This window comes from Mucilaginibacter pocheonensis (genome assembly GCF_031456535.1).
Taxonomy (GTDB): domain Bacteria; phylum Bacteroidota; class Bacteroidia; order Sphingobacteriales; family Sphingobacteriaceae; genus Mucilaginibacter; species Mucilaginibacter pocheonensis.
The window spans coordinates 386,450-404,695 of record NZ_JAVDUU010000002.1 but is presented as its reverse complement, the minus strand read 5'-3'; the positions used below and the strand labels follow the sequence as shown (position 1 = coordinate 404,695).

The window sequence follows — 18,246 nt, the reverse complement described above, 5'->3', positions numbered from 1 at the left end:
TATGCACTTGATATTAAAAAGCCTTTCTGGATCTTCCGGGGAGGCCTTTTTTATGGCCGTTTTTTTATATAGGCTGTCATGCTGATTTTAAAAATCCGCGGACTTTGAAAGTGGAATGACACAAAAAAGGGCTGTCATCCTGAGCCTGCCGAAGGATAGCGGGGAAAGGCCCTGCGCGCGCTCTCGTCCCCTCAGGGTCTCTCGCAGAGGACCCGGAGGGATACAAATCCCACTTTGTCGTGCTGAACGGAGTGAAACATCTTCTTCAATAGAAAAGTCGGTGCCAAGCAAGGCGAAGAAGATCCTTCGCTATCGCTCAGGATGACAAACTTTTATGTTTTACATCCCCTTTTTTTACACTTCCTTGTCATGCGGGACGGAGTGAAGCATCTTCTTCAATAGAAAATCCTAAGACCGTCATTGCTGTAGAGGCGCGAAGCAATCGCGAACTACACAGGTCTGCCCTGTAATGTCAGGATTGCCACACTATCGCTCGCAATTGACATAAAAGCAAGCCGTCATGGGTAACTTGCTTCACCCCCCAAGGCCCTAACATGGGGCTAAGATCCCGAAATAAACTGGAGTTGATAGGACGGGTTTCAATTACGGGCGTGAGTAAGTACAACAACCTCAAAGAGTTCATCAATATCCACAAAATAAACACAGCAGTGTATCCTCACCGTTGCCTGTGTCCTCACAGGCAACTACGCCTAACGCAAAAAGCCGGATCATAAACCCGGCCCGCAATGCATAAATTACTCTTCTGTCCCTACTGGATCTCCTGAAAGGGACGAGTTATTCTTTTTTATCTTTTGTCTTAGTAGCGCCAGGCTTTTTGGCAGCCGGTTTTTTTGCTGGTTTTTCCGGCTCTTTGGCTTTGGGATGGTCAATCACCAGCGGCAGGTCTTCCTGATTTTCCACGTTTTTCACGTTCATTGGTTCAGCATCGGTAACCGGGGCTTCGGTAGGGGTGCTTAATGATTCTATAGGTACGGCTTTAGCAGCAGGCTCGTTTCTGGTAACATCAGTCAGCGCGCTGGGCAGCTCGGCCAGTACGGTACGGCCGCCTTTTACCACATCGCCAATGTTTACCAATACATTTGAGCCCAATGGTAAAAATACATCAACCCTTGATCCAAATTTAATAAACCCAAACTGCTGGCCCTGCTCTACAATATCGCCTTCCTTTACATACCATACAATACGGCGGGCCATTGCACCCGCTATCTGCCTGAACAGCACCGATACACCCTCACTGTTTTGAATAACAATGGTGGTACGCTCGTTTTCGGTTGATGATTTAGGGTGCCAGGCTACCAGGTATTTGCCTTTGTGGTATTTAAAATAACTTACCACGCCGGCTATGGGGTTGCGGTTCACATGCACATTTACCGGCGACATGAAAACCGATAGCTGTATACGTTTATCTTTTAAAAACTCTGTTTCTTCGGTTTCTTCAATAACTACAACCTTACCATCTGCCGGGCAAAGCACCGTTGTTTCATCAGTGCTGATATCAAAGAACGGACTGCGGAAAAACTGAAGTATCACTAAAAAGAACAGGAACGAAAAAATATAAATGATCCATTTTAAAGTATGCGCCTGGGGCATGTAAAACTGGATAAGTGCATTTAAAACAAAAATGAACAGTATGCTCAGCGCAAGGGAGGTATAGCCTTCTTTATGAATGGTCATAATATGGAATGATTTATTATTATTTTGGTATCAGGTAGTTAGTATCAAGTATAACGGTTTTTTTGCTGCTTTGTTAAGGTGTTTTGATAACTAACTGATACTAATTATTTACAAAATTACTAATTTGAAACGAAGTACAGGTATGTATAAACAATAGGGGCAGCTAATAAAAGCCCGTCGAACCTGTCGAGCAAACCGCCGTGTCCGGGCAAAATGCCCCCGCTGTCCTTCACGTTAATGCTTCTTTTAAACATTGATTCAACCAGGTCGCCCAGCGTGCCAAAGCACGATATTAAAACCGCTATGCTCACCCATTGTTTCCACGAAAGCTCATCATAATAATGGCTTAATATCAACGCGGCCCCGGCGCTTATTAAAATGCCGCCTATAAGCCCCTCGTAGGTTTTTTTAGGCGAATGCCTTTCAAACAGTTTGGTGCGGCCCAGTTTGCTGCCCACCAGGTAGGCGCCGGTGTCATTGCACCAAAGCATGATCAAAAACGCCAGCGGGATATGGAAATTAAAGCTGCCGCTTATAAAAGCCATTGCATGAAAAAACGCGAACGGAATTATGGCAAACAATATCCCCAAAAAAGTAAAAGCGATATTGTTGAAAGGCGCAGGCGTTTTTTTATAAAGCTCCTGTATAAACACCGCCGCGGCAGCCAGGGGAAGCAAAAGCAGCACCTTTGCCGCGGTATGGCCCTCGTTTAAAAAAGGCAATGCAAATTGCGCGGAATATACAAGCGCGGCCGACGCGGTAAAAAGCAATATGCCGTAAACTAACCCGGTAATCACATTGGGCTGCGCTGTGCCTTGTTTTATCAGGTTATAAAACTCAAACAGGCAAAATGATGCGAGTAAAAGATAAAATATGCTAAAAACGTACTGCCCTAATAAATTGGAGGCAACCATTACAATAACAAAAAAAAAGCCGGTGATGGCGCGTACTTTCATAAACTTATTTGATTGAGGATCATGATCTCAATGGCCTGGCTAAAATCCTCCTGGTGAATATAAACTTCAATATCGCCAAAGGCTTTATGTGATGAATCTTGCCTGTTTAATAAAACGGTATCAATATGGTGCCGGGTAAGCACTTGCTTAACAATTTCTGATTGATAAAAATTGGATGAAGTAAAAATTTTGATCCAGCCTTTTTCCATTAATAATCAAACACGGGCCTTTTGAGTGTTACATTCCTGTATATGTAAAGCAAAATTAAAATAATTATTAAGCTAAATGCATAGCTGGGATAATTAAATACGTGCTGATCATCAGGGTTTAAGCTTATTGATTTATGCTGATAAAGGTAGGTTATAACCACTGCCGATCCATTGTTTAAAAAATGCGCCCAAACGCCCGTCCAGATGCTGCCGCTCCAGGCTACAAAATATCCAAAAAACACACCCAGGGCCACACGAGGCAAAAACGAAAAGAACTCCATGTGGAAGGTGCTGAACAAAATAGCCGTTATCCAGATAGCGGCATGGGTGTTTCCTGTCCATCGAATAAACAAGGTTTGCACACAGCCCCTGAATAAAAACTCCTCGGCAATGGCCGTAAGTAAGCCAACAACAAATACCGCGAAAAGCATGGAGCCTACCGAGTTCATGGTAAGCATGGCATCAGTAGCTTTTTGCGCCTGCTGCTCCATGGTGCGCATAATATCTTCTATCGCTTTGAGCGGGCCGGGCAGGGTTAGTTTTTGGTTGATATTCACCAATACTTCCATCACCGGCGATGAAAACAGCATAATGGAAAATATGAGCAGCAATAAAATCGGCGCAAATTTAAAGGTTGGCTTTAAATACCTGGACGTGTCATGAACAATAAACCGGGCAAACAAAACCGGAACAACAAATAGTGGGATGGTTGTGCTTATTATTTGCAATATCCACAGGCCGGGTATGGTGTTTTTATTGGCGGTATTAAAGCTCATAACATCGGCAAGGGTTTTAGCGTCATAAACAACCCAGATAATGCCCGCCGCGAAGAGGCCGAACAGGATGAGTGCGAAAATTGTACCCGCTATTAAAATGATGAATTGTACCGACGGATGTACCTCTGTTTGCCGGGGCTCAAGCTCCTGAATGGGTTCTTTTATCATTTGACGTAAAATTCGTATTTTTGCAGCGCTAAAGATAAGCATGTCTGTACAAATAGGAAATATTGATTTAGGTGAGTTCCCGCTGCTGCTGGCGCCGATGGAAGATGTGAGCGATCCTCCCTTCCGTTACGTGTGCAAACAAAACGGCGCGGATATGATGTACACGGAATTTATTTCGAGCGAAGGATTGATCCGCGATGCAGCCAAGAGCCGGCAGAAACTGGATATATTTGAATACGAGCGCCCCATAGGTATACAGATATTTGGCAGCGACATTGACCACATGCGTGAAGCTACCGAGATTGCATCACTGGCCGGCCCCGACCTGATGGACATTAATTATGGATGCCCCGTAAAACAAGTGGCCTGCCGCGGCGCCGGCGCCAGTTTACTGCAGGACATTGACAAAATGGTGGCCATGACCAAAGCGGTGGTTAATGCTACACACTTGCCGGTAACCGTAAAAACGCGTTTGGGATGGGACGATAGTACCAAAAACGTGTATGAAGTTGCCGAACGTTTGCAGGATGTGGGGATAAAAGCTCTCACTATTCACGGCCGTACGCGGTCGCAAATGTATAAAGGCGTGGCCGATTGGTCGCTTATTCGTGATATTAAGAAAAATCCCCGCATTCACATCCCCATTTTTGGTAATGGAGATATTGATTCGCCCGAGAAGGCTGCCAACTGGCGCATGGAGTTTGGCGTTGACGGTATGATGATTGGCCGGGCCGCTATAGGTTATCCCTGGATATTCAGAGAGATCAAACACTTTTTTGAAACCGGCGAACATCTGGACAAACCCACTGTTACTGAGCGTATTGCAGCATGTACGGCGCATTTGCAGAAATCAGTTGAATGGAAAGGGCCCAAAACCGGCATCTTTGAAATGCGCCGGCATTACTCAAACTACTTTAAAGGAATTGATCACTTTAAAGAATATCGGATGAAACTGGTAACCGCCGGCACATTGGAAGATCTGTATGAAATTTTAGCAGAGATAGACGAAAAATATGCTATTGAAATGGCGTAATATTTGTTTAGATACTTTATATTTGGAATAAACAGAGACGATTCACATGGTTACCACTATAACTGAAGGTGTTAAGGTTTCCATAGAAACCATATATCAGCCGGAATATTCAAATCCGGCTAATGACCATTTTATGTTTGCCTACCGGGTAAATATCGAAAACATGAGCAATTACGCTATACAATTGATCAGCAGGCATTGGTATATTTTTGATTCAAACGGCGCAAAACGCGAAGTAGAGGGCGAAGGGGTAGTGGGCCAGCAACCGGTTATTGAACCCGGTCATGCGCACGAATATGTATCGGGCTGTAACCTTAAAACAGATATGGGCAGCATGAAAGGTGAGTACCAGATGACCCGCCTGCTCGACAATAGTTCGTTCAATGTTCAAATACCCGAATTTTACCTGATAGCACCATACCGAATGAATTAAGCTTAAAAAGCATTAAGATCATAAAATATACAAAAACGCCCGGTTGATTTATTAACCGGGCGTTTTTATATATAGCCTTTCCCTGAACCATAAAAGCAACAACTTCTTCACGCGTCATTGCGAGGAACGGAGCAATCTCTATGCTATACAGAGCGAATAAGCCTATCGCAGAGCGCTCAATTGCCGCTAAGGCTGTTACTTTGTCTTGATACAAAGTAACCAAACATCAAGTCACCAGAGAGGCTTCTTTGCCGCACATGGCCTTACCCTGCAAACCAGGCAGAACCACGGGCTGCTAAATTTTGCCGCTACTGCGTTCGCACACTACCCCGCGCTTCAGGCAAAATTGCTGATGCCCTTCCAGCCGCACTGGGCCACCATGTTCTGCCCGCTTTCACCCGAAGCTCTTCTGTTGACGGGGGAAACCAAGGAACTTGCTAATACCAAAAACACGCGTCAATTGCGAGGAACGAAGACAACCGACCGTAGCGAGCTCATTGATACCGAAAAAATAAACACAACATTAATAATCTCTATGCTATACAGAGCCAATAGCCTATCCCAGAGCACTCAATTACGCACATAACCTTTGCCCGCAAACCAAGCAGAACCACAGGCTGCTAAATTTTGTTTTGTCATCCTGAGGAACGAAGGATCTTCTTCAATAACGGATGCCAATGCCGTCTCTGCTTAAGTTCCCGCCCAAGGACCTGGCCGATAAAAATAAAAACCCGGACGACTGATCAATCCGGGCTTTGCTGTATATAGAGTTTAATTGAGGAGAACTTATTCCCGGCGCTTTTCATGCTCCTGGGGCCTGGCATTTTCATGCGGCCTTGTAGGTCCGGCGTGTGGTTGACGTTGCCGCGGGGCACCGGGGGCGTTATGATGGCTTTGCACCTGTTGCCTGCCGTTTTCTGCATGGGGCCTGTCGCCACCGGCATTTTCCGGGTTGGAGCGATGTGGTTTTTCTGCAGCATCATTGGCTGTTCGGGGCGATGTGGGTTTATCTGCTTGTTCTTGCCTTGCAGCTGTCCGGTCGTTATTGGCATCTGCAGCCGCGCGATGGTTGGCTGCCCCGTTTTCATCCTGAACTCTGGCTGTATGGCCTTCGGGGCTAAATCGTTTCCCGTTTACTTTATTCATAGCAGCCGTAGCAGGGTGTCCATTATTAACAGTAGCAAACTGGCTGCGGTCTTTACCTGCAACCTGGCGGTGGTTAAGCTGTTCATGGGTTGGTTGTACGTGCTGTTCATGTTCTGCGGCCTGCTCTTCGGGGCGCGGTTTGGCGGTTACGCCTCCTGGGCCGTTAAAACTGGTGTGGTTATTAACAGTTACATTATTTATAACCGTTTTATTTACATAGGTATTATGTACCACGGTATTGTTCACATTTACTACAGCTGTATTATAATGGAAAGTATTGCCTGACCACCGGCCGCCAACAAAGCCCGAGCCTATATAGCCATAGCCATAATTTACACCGCCATAAAAGCCAATATGCCTGCCCCAGTAACCTTCGTGGTACACATAAATGGAGCCATCATACCCCCAGTAGCCGGGTGTCCATAAAAAGCCTGGTCTTGGTGGGGCAACCCAAACGCCTGGCACCCAATAGTAACCCCCGTCTTCATTGTAGGCCCAGTAACCGGGTGTCCACAGGTAGCCGTCAACCGGGCATGGCGGTTGGGTATAAGTAGGTAAAGCCGGTGGAGCAAGCCGTACAGATATGCCTATACTTACCTGAGCATAGGTTTTAATTGCCGCTAAGGATACTATTAAAAGCACCATTAACATTTTTGTTGTCTTTTTCATGTCGATAAATTTTAAGTCAAACCTAAACCCGTAACATGAATATTACATTAAGAATGGCTTGCCTAAGACTTTGTCTTCATAAAAGCTTCATGCAATTAATGGGCTGATATACAGATCGGTATATTTATAGGTGATGGCTATCCAAAGCAAAAGCCCGGCTGATATATGAACCGGGCTTTTGCTTTGGATAAGCCTGTAAAAGGATACTGGCTCCTTTGGGGCCTGCTGGGTTTAATTTCTGCGGTTAAAAAGGAAAGATGCATAATAAACAAGTGTGGCCAGGGCACTTAAAGCGGCAACCACATAGGTCATGGCGGCCCACCAAAGCGCGTCTTTGGCTTGCTCATGTTCTTCGGCGGTTTGCATAATAGTGTAATTATTATCAAGCCACGCCAGTGCCCTGCGGCTGGCATCAAACTCAACAGGCAGGGTTATAAAACTAAAAAAAGTAACCAGCGCCAGCGCCGCTACGCCAATAGCCAATACATAAGGACTGCCTGAAAAAAACAACAGCATGATGCCAATAAACAACGTCCACTGCGTAAGGGTCGAAGCAATATTGATAACAGGTACCATAGCCGACCGGAAGCTTAGCCATCCATAAGCCTGGGCATGCTGTACGGCATGCCCGCACTCGTGCGCGGCTACCGCTGCAGCTGCTACGCTGCGGCTGTTATAAACATCGGGGCTTAAATTAACCGTTTTTGTTTCGGGGTTATAATGGTCGGTAAGCTGTCCTTCAACAGATACTACCTGTACATCAAATATACCATGGGCGCGCAGCATTTTCACCGCCACCTCCTGGCCCGACAGGCCGGAGAGTAAAGCCACCTCTGAATATTGTTTAAATTTACTTCTGAATCGCCACTGCACAATAAAGCTTACCAGGGCGACCGCAATCATCAGGAACCAAGCCGAATTGTATCCAATAACTCCAGTAATTAATGATAAGTGATTCATTTTAATAAAGAAAAATGTTAAAATATGTGTAAACGTGTGAATACTCATTCAAAAAGTATTCCGAATTAAGTTAAAAAGGTAAAATATATGTTAAAATGAACAGTTTTGATCGCTAACTTTTTACATTTGACAGCACATGGAACCGTCATTTTCATACTGGGAACGCACCGCATTTATTGACCACGCAGACGTAATCATTATAGGCAGTGGCCTGGTTGGTTTGAGTGCCGCCCTGCATTTAAAAAAACAGCAGCCTAATTTAAAAGTATTGGTTTTGGAACGCGGTTTTTTACCATCAGGCGCCAGTACTAAGAACGCTGGTTTTGCTTGTTTTGGTACAGTTTCGGAACAAATTGAAGCAATAAATCAATCATCTGAAGAAGATGCTATGAGTTTGGTTGCTTATAAATGGCGTGGACTTCAGCGGTTAAGAGAAAATCTTGGCGACCAAAATATAGCATACAACCAGCATGGCGGCCATGAGTTATTTTTGCAGGATGAAGAGGAAGCCGCTAAAAACTGTATCGCCCAGATGGAGCATCTGAATAAATTATTACAGCAAGCTATCGGAAAACCTGACATTTATGCAGTGGCTGATGCTAAAATTGCAGACTTTGGATTTAATAAAGTTAGTCATCTGATAAACAACCCTTATGAAGGGCAATTGCATACCGGTAAAATGATGCGTACGTTGTTAAATAAGGTATATAATTTAGGTGTGTTGGTTTTAAACAATTGCGCTATATCCGCAATTGAACAGGAAAGTGATCATATTTGTCTTACTACATCACAGGGGAATTTTAAAGCCGGTAAAGTAATCCTGGCTACCAATGCCTTTGCGAGTCAGCTTTTTCCAGATTTAAATGTGGTTCCTGGCAGGGGGCAGGTGTTGATCACCAAGCCGGTTCCCGGTTTAAAGCCGAAAGGTACCTATCATTTTAACAAAGGCTATTATTACTTCCGTAATATTGATAACCGTATACTGTTTGGTGGTGGCCGCAACCTTAATTATAAAGCCGAGGAAACCTGGGATTTCGGGCACACGGATATGGTAAAGGAAACGCTGGTAGATTACCTGAACGAGGTAATATTACCCGGTCAGCAGGTTGAGGTTGACTACTGGTGGAGCGGCATCATGGGCTTCGGTGAAGAAATAAAGCCCATAATAAAGGAAGTACGCCCCAGGGTGTTTTGTGCTGTACGCTGCAATGGTATGGGCGTAGCGATGGGTAGCTTGGTAGGCGAGGAGGTTGCGGAACTGCTGTTAAATAATTAAAAAAGCTCAACCAGCCTCTCCAGTGCCATGCCGCGCGATCCCTTGATCAAGACGGTGGAATTTTTTATAGGATTTGCCCTTAAACCCGAAATAGCATCGTCTGCGGTTGGATAAAAGCTGTTTTTGCCCGTTATTGGTTGCTTGATGTTATTTGCGGCTGCCGAAAAATCTTTTCCTATAAATATGCGTTCATCTACAGGCGTGTCAAATGCCTTTTTTATAACCGCGGTATGTTCGGCTATTGATTCCTGGCCCATCTCAAACATATCGCCCAATATCAGCACTTTTCGTTTTGCATCTATTTTTCCAACGTTTTCAATGGCTACAACCATGCTGCTCGGGTTGGCGTTGTAATAATCGCAAATGAGGGTGTTAGTGGCGGTTTGTACAATTTGCGACCGGTTGTTTTTAGGCTGATAACCTTCAATTCCATTATTGATCTGGTTGGTGGTAAGGTTAAAATAAGTGCCAATACTGATAGCTGCCAGTATATTGTTCAGGTTATAAGCACCTGTAAGCTGTGTTTTTATGGTATAGCTTTCGCGTTTTGCATTATTGGTCCATCGCAGCGTAAGTAAGGGAGCATTTTCAACTATTTCGCCGCTCACCAGGTTACTTGCACCCGTGTTGCCATAGTAAATAATATTATTTAACCCCCGGTCGGCTGCCATTTTAGTCAAAATATCATCATCACTATTTATAAAAACGCAAGCTTGGTCTTTACCTGGCTCTCGCCATTCACTTCCGGCACCACCTAAATAATCGTATAGTTCACCCTTGGCTTTTTTTACACCTTCAACGCCGCCAAAGCCCTCCAGGTGGGCCTTGCCTACATTGGTAATAAGTCCGTGCGAAGGTTGGGCGATGCTGCAAAGCAGTTCAATTTCTTTCTGGTGATTGGCTCCCATTTCAATTACGGCAAGTTCATGTGTAGCATCAATTGTTAATATGGTAAGTGGTACACCAATATGATTATTTAAATTACCCTGTGTAGCCTGTGTTTTAAAATGTTGTGATAGTACCGTATTTATAAGCTCCTTAGTGGTGGTTTTGCCATTGGTGCCTGTAAGGCCAATAACAGGGATATTTAACTGCCGGCGATGATGCCGGGCCAGATCCTGCAAGGAGGTTAACACATCATCAACCAACAAATACCGGTCACCTAATTTGTATTCGGGATTATCTATAACAGCGTATGCGGCGCCTGCTTCAATTGCCTGTTTGGCAAAAACGTTGGCATCAAATTTATCGCCTTTTAAAGCAAAAAACAGGCTGTTGTTAGCAATTTTGCGGGTATCTGTACTAATTACGGGGTGTTGCTGATATAACAGGTAAAGTTGTTTTGTAGTGGTCATGTTTATATTATTAAACGGGCCTTTGGCACCACAAAGTTAAATTATTCCGTTTTGTTCATCCAGCTTATTGCCGCTTTAATTTCGGCATACGTATAAGCGTCGCCTAAAACTTCTTTTAAGGGCGCCAAACGTTCAGCACCATAGCTTTCCACCGCTTCAATGATAACCGCTAATTTTGTTTCGGAAACCATTTCTTTAACGTCCAGATCGCCGGTTTGTACAAAATAGCTCAGGTGGCTTTCGATGGTTGTGGGCGACAAGTCGCGGACCTGGGCTATCTCCACAATACTTTTGCCTGAGCGGTATAAATTGAAGGTTTCGGTACGGGTGTCATTACCGTTTCGGGGTGCTTTGGTTCGCCCAGATTTTTGTTTGCGTTCACTTTTGGGCGATTTGTAAGCGATTTTTGATTCCAGGCCCTTTTCTTTGCAATAGTCTTTAACAGGATGCAGCAGCTCGCGGCCATAACGCGCCAGCTTAATATCACCAAAGCCGGATATCAGCCGAAGTTCATCTAAACTTTGAGGCAGGTAAGTGGCCATTTCCAGCAAGGTAGCATCAGACACGATAATGTAAGGAGGTACATTTTCAAGTTCGGCAATATTACGGCGGGTATTTTTTAACCTGCTCAGTAACTCAGCTTCATGCGGCGGCGCCGTCTCGGTATGGTGTTCTTCGGTTGTTTGTGTTTCAATAAATTCAACCTTTTGTATTCCCTTAAGTATAAGGGCACTTTGGGGGGTAAGTTTTAAAACGGGATAGCCTTCGCCGGTCACCTGTAAATACTCCATAGTAATTAGCTCCCGCATATAACGTTGCCAGTCGGTTTTACTGATATCAGCGCCTACACCATAGGTTTTAAGTTGCTTGTGTTCTTCGCGGATCTTTTCGTTCTTTGATCCGCGCAAAAAATCGATCACATAATTAACTCCAAAGCGTTCATTTAACCGGGACACTGCCGACAAAGCCTTTTGAGCGATCAGTGTACCATCAAAACGTTTAAACTCGGTGAGGCAAACATCACACGAGCCGCAATTAGGCGGGAAGGCTTCGTCAAAATAATTCATGAGATACTGCCTGCGGCACGATTGGAGCTGGCAATACCTCACCATATCGTTCAGTTTGTTGAGCATGATCCTGCTTTGCTCCTCGTTGCCCTCAATGCGGGCAAAGTGTTGTAGCTTACCTGCATCGCCCGGCGAATACAGGAGCAGAGCTTCAGAAGCTAAGCCGTCACGACCGGCGCGGCCGGTTTCCTGGTAATAGCCCTCAATGTTTTTAGGCAGATCAACATGTACTACATAGCGAACGTTTGATTTATTGATGCCCATGCCAAAGGCTATTGTAGCTACAATGATCTTTACATCATCGCGTAAAAAAGCCTCCTGATTTTTGGCTTTAGCTTCGTTGCTCATACCGGCATGATAAGCTTCGGCAGCAAACCCTTCGTTCTTCAGGTCTTCAGCCAGGCTCTCTGTTGATTTACGGGAAAGGCAATAGATGATACCCGACTCGTCCGGACGTTCATTTAAAAAGGCGATAAGTTGTTTGAAACAATTCTTTTTAGGAACAACCCGATAAGTAATATTATGCCGGTTAAATGATGACACAAACACCGCAGGTTTGTGAAGATTTAATTTTTCGAGAATATCCTTTTGTGTCAACTTATCGGCAGTGGCTGTAAGGGCGATAACCGGTACATTGGGAAACTCATTTTTTAACTGAGCAAGCATAAGATATTCCGGCCTGAAGTCATGCCCCCATTGAGATATACAATGCGCCTCATCAATAGCTATTTGCACTACATTAAGAGTCTTTAAAAAGGGTACCAGTTTATTTTCGGTTCCAAACAGGCGCTCCGGCGCAAGGTAAAGCAATTTTACCTGGCTGTTCTTCAGTTTTTCAACCAGCTGGCGCTGTTCTTCGGGTGTTTGCGCCGAATTTAAGAAAGCTGCTGGTATACCATTTACATTCAGGCTGTCAACCTGGTCTTTCATCAAGGCAATAAGCGGTGATATTACAATGGTAAGTCCGTTAAGTAATATAGCAGGCAGTTGATAGCATAATGATTTACCACCGCCAGTGGGCATCAGGGCCATTACATCCTGCTTATTTAAAACATGCTGAATAATAGTCTCCTGCTGATGTCTGAAATTACTGTAACCAAAATATTTTTGAAGAGCCTGTTGTGGTGTCATGTGTTATCAGATGTGCAGTTTTCAGATGTGCAAATGTGCAGATATTGTTCCATGTGCGGATGGGTAAATTTCAGATAACCCTACCTGAAGCTTTTACCCCAGTAAAATTAAAAATCATTCGTAAATTTAAAATCCTATTGTCTGTGTGTCATATATATCACCTGCACAATTGAATTTATTTACGCATATTAGCGAATATCTATTCCGCACTTAATACTATGATAAAAAAGCTACTCTTTGTTTTGATGGCTGTAATTTCCGTATCGGCCGCTTTCGCTCAAAAAATACAATCGCCCGATGAGTTTTTGGGTTATAAACTGGGTGATCAGTTTACGCCTCATTACCGTATTGTTGATTATTTTAAATATATAGCGCAGGTATCAAAAAATGTAAAGCTGCAGCAGTTTGGTACCACTAATGAGGGACGTCCGCTGCTGGCTATGTTTATCGCGTCGGACGAGAATATTGGCCGACTTGAGGAGATTAGACACAATAATTTACGCCTTGCCGGTATGGAAAGCGGCACGTCGGTTGCCAATGCGCCGGTAATTACCTGGCTAAGTTATAATGTTCATGGCAATGAACCCGCCTCGAGCGAGGCCGCTATGATAACATTGTTTGATCTGGTTGATCCGGCTAACAGCGAAACAAAGGCATGGCTAAAAAACGTAGTAGTTGTTATAGACCCCTGTTTAAACCCCGATGGTCGCGACCGTTACGTTCATTTCTATAATTCGGTACGAGGAGAGGTCCCGGATGCTAATCCAACCTCGCGCGAGCATGTAGAGCCTTGGCCCGGCGGGCGCATTAACCATTATTATTTTGATCTGAACCGTGACTGGGCCTGGCAGGCTCAAAAAGAAACGCAGGCTCGTGTTGGCCTGTTTAACCAATGGCTGCCCGAAGTTCATGTTGATTACCATGAACAGGGTTATAACTCTCCCTACTATTTTGCTCCGGCAGCCGAGCCCTACCATAAGGATATTACCCAGTGGCAGCGCGATTTTCAGGTTACCATAGGCAAAAACAATGCTAAATATTTTGACCAGAACGGCTGGATGTATTTTACCAAGCAGGAGTTTGATCTGCTTTATCCGTCCTACGGCGATACTTATCCTTTATATAATGGTTCTATCGGTATGACCTATGAGCAGGGCGGTATCAGCGCCGGTTTGGCTGTGCTTACCCGCAGCGGCGATACGCTTACTTTTGCTCAGCGCATAGCTCACCACCATGCCACAGGCCTTAGCACTGTTGAAATAGCCTCAGCAAACGCAAAAAGGTTATTGGATGAATTTAAAAAGTTTTATGATAACAGCCGAGCCAACCCTCCCGGCGAATATAAAACCTATGTTATTAAAAATGATAATAATAACAATGTCAATTCCCTGGCAAAAATGCTGGGCCGCAATGGAATAAAATACGGCTTTGGCCTGGGTAATAAAACCATTATTGGCTATGATTATTTTACCGGTAAAAACGAACAATACAAGGTTGGCGCCAACGATTTAGTTATAAATGCATATCAGCCTAAATCGGTATTGCTGCACGTATTGCTCGAGCCTAAAACCTTTATCGCCGATTCAAACACGTATGATATTACCGCTTGGGCTTTGCCATATGCCTATGGCTTAAAGGCCTATGGAGTTAAAGAATCATTGAAGCCCGCCGGCCCAACTGAAAATGTAATATCTCAGCAATCCTCTGTTAATACTCACGCGTACGCTTATGTAGCCAACTGGCAATCGGTTAACGATGTGAGGTTTTTAGCTGCTTTGCTTAAAAAGCAGTTTAAAGTACGTTACTCAGAGAAACCATTTGAGGCAGCAGGTAAAAAATTCGCGGCCGGCTCATTACTTATTACAAGGGCAAGCAATAACCGGGCTGATTTTGACCAGGTGGTTACCCAAACGGCAGCCGAACTTAATGAAGGGCTCGTTCCGTTAGCAACCGGTTTTGTTGATAAAGGGTCGGATCTGGGATCAGACGCGATAAGATATATACGACAGCCGCGTGTGATGCTGCTGGCTGGCGAAGGTGTAAACGCCGAGGCAATGGGGGAGGTGTGGCATTTGTTTGAGCAGCAATTAGGTTACCCCATTACACTCGTGAAATACCAGGATCTGGGCCGTACAAGGCTCGCGGACTTTGACGTTGCAATTTTTCCTGATGGCAGGTATGAAGACTTCCCGTCTGAAAAACTGCAAAACTGGATCCGTGAAGGCGGGAAGTTAATTGCGTTAGAAAATGCTGTTGCACTGCTTGCAGACCAGAAAGGATTTGCCCTTAAAAAGAAAGCTGAGAAAAAAGAAGACAAGGATAAAGCTGACGCTAAGGAAAAAGAAACGATAAAAATATATGCCAATCGCGACCGTGATGCTATCCGCTCCATGATTCCCGGTGCAATATTTAAACTGAACCTCGACAATACCCATCCGCTTGGTTTTGGGTTGCCTGATTACTATTATTCACTTAAACTGAACGATGATATTTATGATCTGTTGGACAATGAAGATGGCTGGAATGTGGGCACAATTAAAAAGAATAGCTATGTATCGGGCTTTGCCGGTGTACAATCCAAGCAAAAGATCAACAATGGTTTGCTGCTTGGTGTGCAGTCCCTGGGCCGTGGTTCAGTGATCTATATGGTTGACGACCCCCTGTTTCGCAGCTTTTGGGAAAATGGCAAGCTGTTGTTTAGCAACGCGGTATTTATGGTAGGGCAGTAGGTATTCTACTAATCGAGGCCCCAGCTCCCTAAAGGAGCCTTTGATTAGCGAATTTGAAATTAACACAAAACGGCCTGCATTATTTGATAATGCAGGCCGTTTTATGTTTAGAAAGCACGCCCCCTAAGGGGCTGGGGGCTAATTATTTCCTTTCACCCTTCCTTTTTCATCGTCGGCACCACTGCGGTGTTCGCGTGATTTTATTTTGCTGTTACCAAAATTATAGGTAAAGGTTAAGCGGGCAACGCGTGAGTCGCCTTTTTGCCTTACTTGAAAATCATTATTAAGTACCTGGCTGCTCACGTTGTTTCTGCGGAGATAAAAGATGTCATCAAGAGCCAGTTTGATATTCGCTTTCTTATCGGCGAATGAGTGACTTACACCAGCATCCACACCATAGCGTGGTTTTATTTTAAAGATGCTATAGGTAAGAGCTGATTGATAGTCGCCCATGATCTCAAATCTATAGCTGCCAAATGTTAAAGTTTGTGTGGTCTTGGCCTGGAAAGCCGCTTGGCCGTTGTTTAAATTTCCCTGGTTATTAACCCCGTTAGATTTAAAGCCCAGGTAAAATCCATTCACGTTGACATTTCCTGTCCACCATTTAGTGATGGTATAAGGTGCATTGATGTTAATATTGTATGAGTCCTGTGTTTGCAGGTTTTGATGCGTTTCAAATGTTTTTTGTCCCTGGGTTAATACCAGTTCGGCTATTACATCGGTGGTTCGGCTATAGCCTAAGCTTACGTTTATACTTTTATTATAGGTATAATTGAACTCAAAGTTATTGGTATACTGCGGCCTTAGAAAAGCATTGCCCTGTGAGTAGGTATAAGGATCAAGATAATACACAAAGGGGTTAAGATCGTCATAACCCGGGCGGTCTATACGACGGCTGTATGAAAAACTGATCTCATTTTTATCATTAAGTGTTTGATTGATAAAAACGCTCGGGAAAAAGTTAAGGTAGCTGCGGTTTACTGCCGACTGACCCATCAGATCGCCGTTTGATTGTGTATACTCAGATCTTAAACCCAACTGTACTGATGTTTTTTTGAACTGTTTGTTCAGGTTTAAATAACCAGCAGTTATTTTTTCGGTGTAAATAAAACGGTTTGTACGGGTAGTATCGTTGATATAACCATCACCCTCATCTATTTGGGCACGCAGGTCATTGTCAGTTTTAACACTGCTGAACTTTGCACCAACTTCCAGTTTTATGGTTTTTGTAAGGGGCTTAGCATAGTCAACCTTGGCAGTATATATGGTAATGTTTGACGGTGTTTGATTGCGAAGTAATTGCGGTGCCTTGGCCGAATTGCCGTTCGCTAAAAAATAATAGGTATCATACCGGGCGTTTGAATTGTTTTTAAATTTAGAGTAATCCAGATCAATACCTAACTCCTGTCCGCTGGTATCTATCTTGAGCCTTTCGTTCAGGTTAAGGGCAAAGTTTTTGTACGATTGGTCAATTATTGATTTTGTGTTCAGAGAAGTATCAATTGTATTTGGCTGTGAACCAATGGTTGTTTTTCCATCGTTGTTGTCTTTTTCGGTGTTTGAATAACCACTTACTACAAAGCCGATTGTGTTTTTGCTGGTTACATCATAATCAGCACCGATGCGATAGTTGTTATAATGGTTTGTGCTTTGCATTGGTGTAAATTGCCTGAAGTAAGAAGGTTTGCCGGTGCTATCTTTGGTAGTACGATCAATGGCAATCTCGCGCAAACGCTTGTTATCGCCCCGGCTAAGAGTGCCAAATACATTCAGGTTGCCTTGTTTATGATTTAAATTCAGGCTGGAATTGTCTCTCCAGAATTTACCTTTCGCCGCCCCAACAGTTATGCTGCCGTTAGTGCCCGACTGGCTATTTTTCTTCAGCTTAATATTGATAATGCCCGAATTGCCGGCGGCATCATATTTTGCCGAAGGGTTAGTAATGATCTCAATGGATTTGATGGTATTGCCATCGGTCGATTTTAATAATGTTGCTAATTGCGCAGCGGTAAGGTAAGTTAACTTATCATTGATCATTACGGTTACACCCTGTTTACCTTTAAGGCTAATGTTATCGTCTTTATCAATGGTAACGCCCGGTGCTTTTGCCAGGATCTCCATAGCGGTATTTCCAGCAGCCAGTACACTGTTCTCAACGTTCATGACAGTACGATCAATTTTGCGCTCTATTAGAGGTTTGTTTGCAGTAATGTTTACTGTTTTTAATGTGGTATTGCCTGCTTTCATGCTTAAGGCAGGGGCTGCGACTGTAGTGGCATTTTCTGACACTGTAAACGGAGTAGTTGCTGCTTTCTCATACCCTACAGCGGTTGCTTTAATTATGTATTTACCGGCATTTATATGATCAAATGTGTATAAGCCGTTGTCGTTACTTAAAGCGCCTTTAACTACGGTCGAATCTGTAGCTCTGATCAGGCTAACCGTAGCGTAATCCATAGGCTTGCCTTGTTCATTTGATAAAGAACCCGATATTTTGGATCCTCCGGATTTGCCGCTTTGGGCAAAAGACACACCCCAACTGATAAATACAAGTAGGAGTGTGAAAAATATGTTGGTTGTAGTGGTTTTCATGTTTATGGCGTTAAAAAGTAAAGGCAATAGGGCGTCATTAAAGAATTGCTT

12 protein-coding genes and 1 pseudogene are annotated in these 18,246 nt (G+C 44.0%); 4 read left to right on the top strand and 9 right to left on the bottom strand.

The window, feature by feature from the left end; translation table 11 throughout:
* Positions 1–1,041: 1,041 nt before the first annotated feature.
* The 4 genes and pseudogenes from J2W55_RS08570 to J2W55_RS08555 form a co-directional block, all read right to left on the bottom strand.
* Positions 1,042–1,695: pseudogene (locus J2W55_RS08570) on the bottom strand (phosphatidylserine decarboxylase family protein); the annotation flags it as partial.
* Between the two features lie 119 nt (positions 1,696–1,814).
* Positions 1,815–2,651, bottom strand: a complete 837-nt coding sequence (locus J2W55_RS08565; protein WP_310094386.1) for a phosphatidate cytidylyltransferase — start codon at positions 2,649–2,651, stop codon at positions 1,815–1,817.
* Positions 2,648–2,860, bottom strand: a complete 213-nt coding sequence (locus tag J2W55_RS08560) for a putative signal transducing protein (protein ID WP_310094383.1) — start codon at positions 2,858–2,860, stop codon at positions 2,648–2,650. The genes J2W55_RS08565 and J2W55_RS08560 overlap by 4 nt, the downstream gene beginning before the upstream one ends.
* Positions 2,860–3,804: a CPBP family intramembrane glutamic endopeptidase gene (locus J2W55_RS08555; protein WP_310094381.1), complete on the bottom strand. Its 945-nt coding sequence runs from the start codon at positions 3,802–3,804 to the stop codon at positions 2,860–2,862. The genes J2W55_RS08560 and J2W55_RS08555 overlap by 1 nt, the downstream gene beginning before the upstream one ends.
* Before the next feature lie 40 nt (positions 3,805–3,844).
* Between J2W55_RS08555 and dusB the strand changes: the two genes are divergently transcribed.
* Complete coding sequence (gene dusB, locus J2W55_RS08550) at positions 3,845–4,837, top strand: tRNA dihydrouridine synthase DusB (protein ID WP_310094378.1); 993 nt, start codon at positions 3,845–3,847, stop codon at positions 4,835–4,837.
* Between the two features lie 46 nt (positions 4,838–4,883).
* On the top strand, positions 4,884–5,270 hold the full coding sequence (apaG, locus tag J2W55_RS08545) for a Co2+/Mg2+ efflux facilitator ApaG/CorD (protein ID WP_310094373.1): 387 nt from the start codon (positions 4,884–4,886) through the stop codon (positions 5,268–5,270).
* Between the two features lie 786 nt (positions 5,271–6,056).
* Here apaG and J2W55_RS08540 read toward each other — a convergent pair.
* Together J2W55_RS08540 and J2W55_RS08535 are read right to left on the bottom strand one after the other, a co-directional pair.
* Positions 6,057–7,085, bottom strand: coding sequence for a YXWGXW repeat-containing protein (locus tag J2W55_RS08540; protein ID WP_310094370.1), 1,029 nt, complete (start codon positions 7,083–7,085; stop codon positions 6,057–6,059).
* 231 nt (positions 7,086–7,316) lie between these two features.
* Entirely contained in the window at positions 7,317–8,045 is a 729-nt protein-coding gene (locus J2W55_RS08535; protein WP_310094367.1) for a zinc metallopeptidase, read from the bottom strand.
* A gap of 136 nt (positions 8,046–8,181) precedes the next feature.
* Between J2W55_RS08535 and J2W55_RS08530 the strand changes: the two genes are divergently transcribed.
* On the top strand, positions 8,182–9,321 hold the full coding sequence (locus tag J2W55_RS08530) for an NAD(P)/FAD-dependent oxidoreductase (RefSeq protein ID WP_310094364.1): 1,140 nt from the start codon (positions 8,182–8,184) through the stop codon (positions 9,319–9,321).
* Here the strand turns inward: J2W55_RS08530 and J2W55_RS08525 are convergent.
* Entirely contained in the window at positions 9,318–10,676 is a 1,359-nt protein-coding gene (locus tag J2W55_RS08525) for a UDP-N-acetylmuramoyl-tripeptide--D-alanyl-D-alanine ligase (protein WP_310094361.1), read from the bottom strand. The genes J2W55_RS08530 and J2W55_RS08525 overlap by 4 nt on opposite strands.
* A gap of 41 nt (positions 10,677–10,717) precedes the next feature.
* Positions 10,718–12,874, bottom strand: coding sequence for a DNA helicase RecQ (gene recQ / locus J2W55_RS08520; RefSeq protein ID WP_310094359.1), 2,157 nt, complete (start codon positions 12,872–12,874; stop codon positions 10,718–10,720).
* Between the two features lie 218 nt (positions 12,875–13,092).
* On the opposite strand from recQ, the gene J2W55_RS08515 reads away from it, so the two are divergent.
* Complete coding sequence (locus tag J2W55_RS08515; protein WP_310094356.1) at positions 13,093–15,603, top strand: M14 metallopeptidase family protein; 2,511 nt, start codon at positions 13,093–13,095, stop codon at positions 15,601–15,603.
* Between the two features lie 138 nt (positions 15,604–15,741).
* On the opposite strand, the gene J2W55_RS08510 is transcribed toward J2W55_RS08515, so the two are convergent.
* Entirely contained in the window at positions 15,742–18,195 is a 2,454-nt protein-coding gene (locus J2W55_RS08510) for a TonB-dependent receptor domain-containing protein (protein ID WP_310094353.1), read from the bottom strand.
* Positions 18,196–18,246 lie beyond the last annotated feature (51 nt).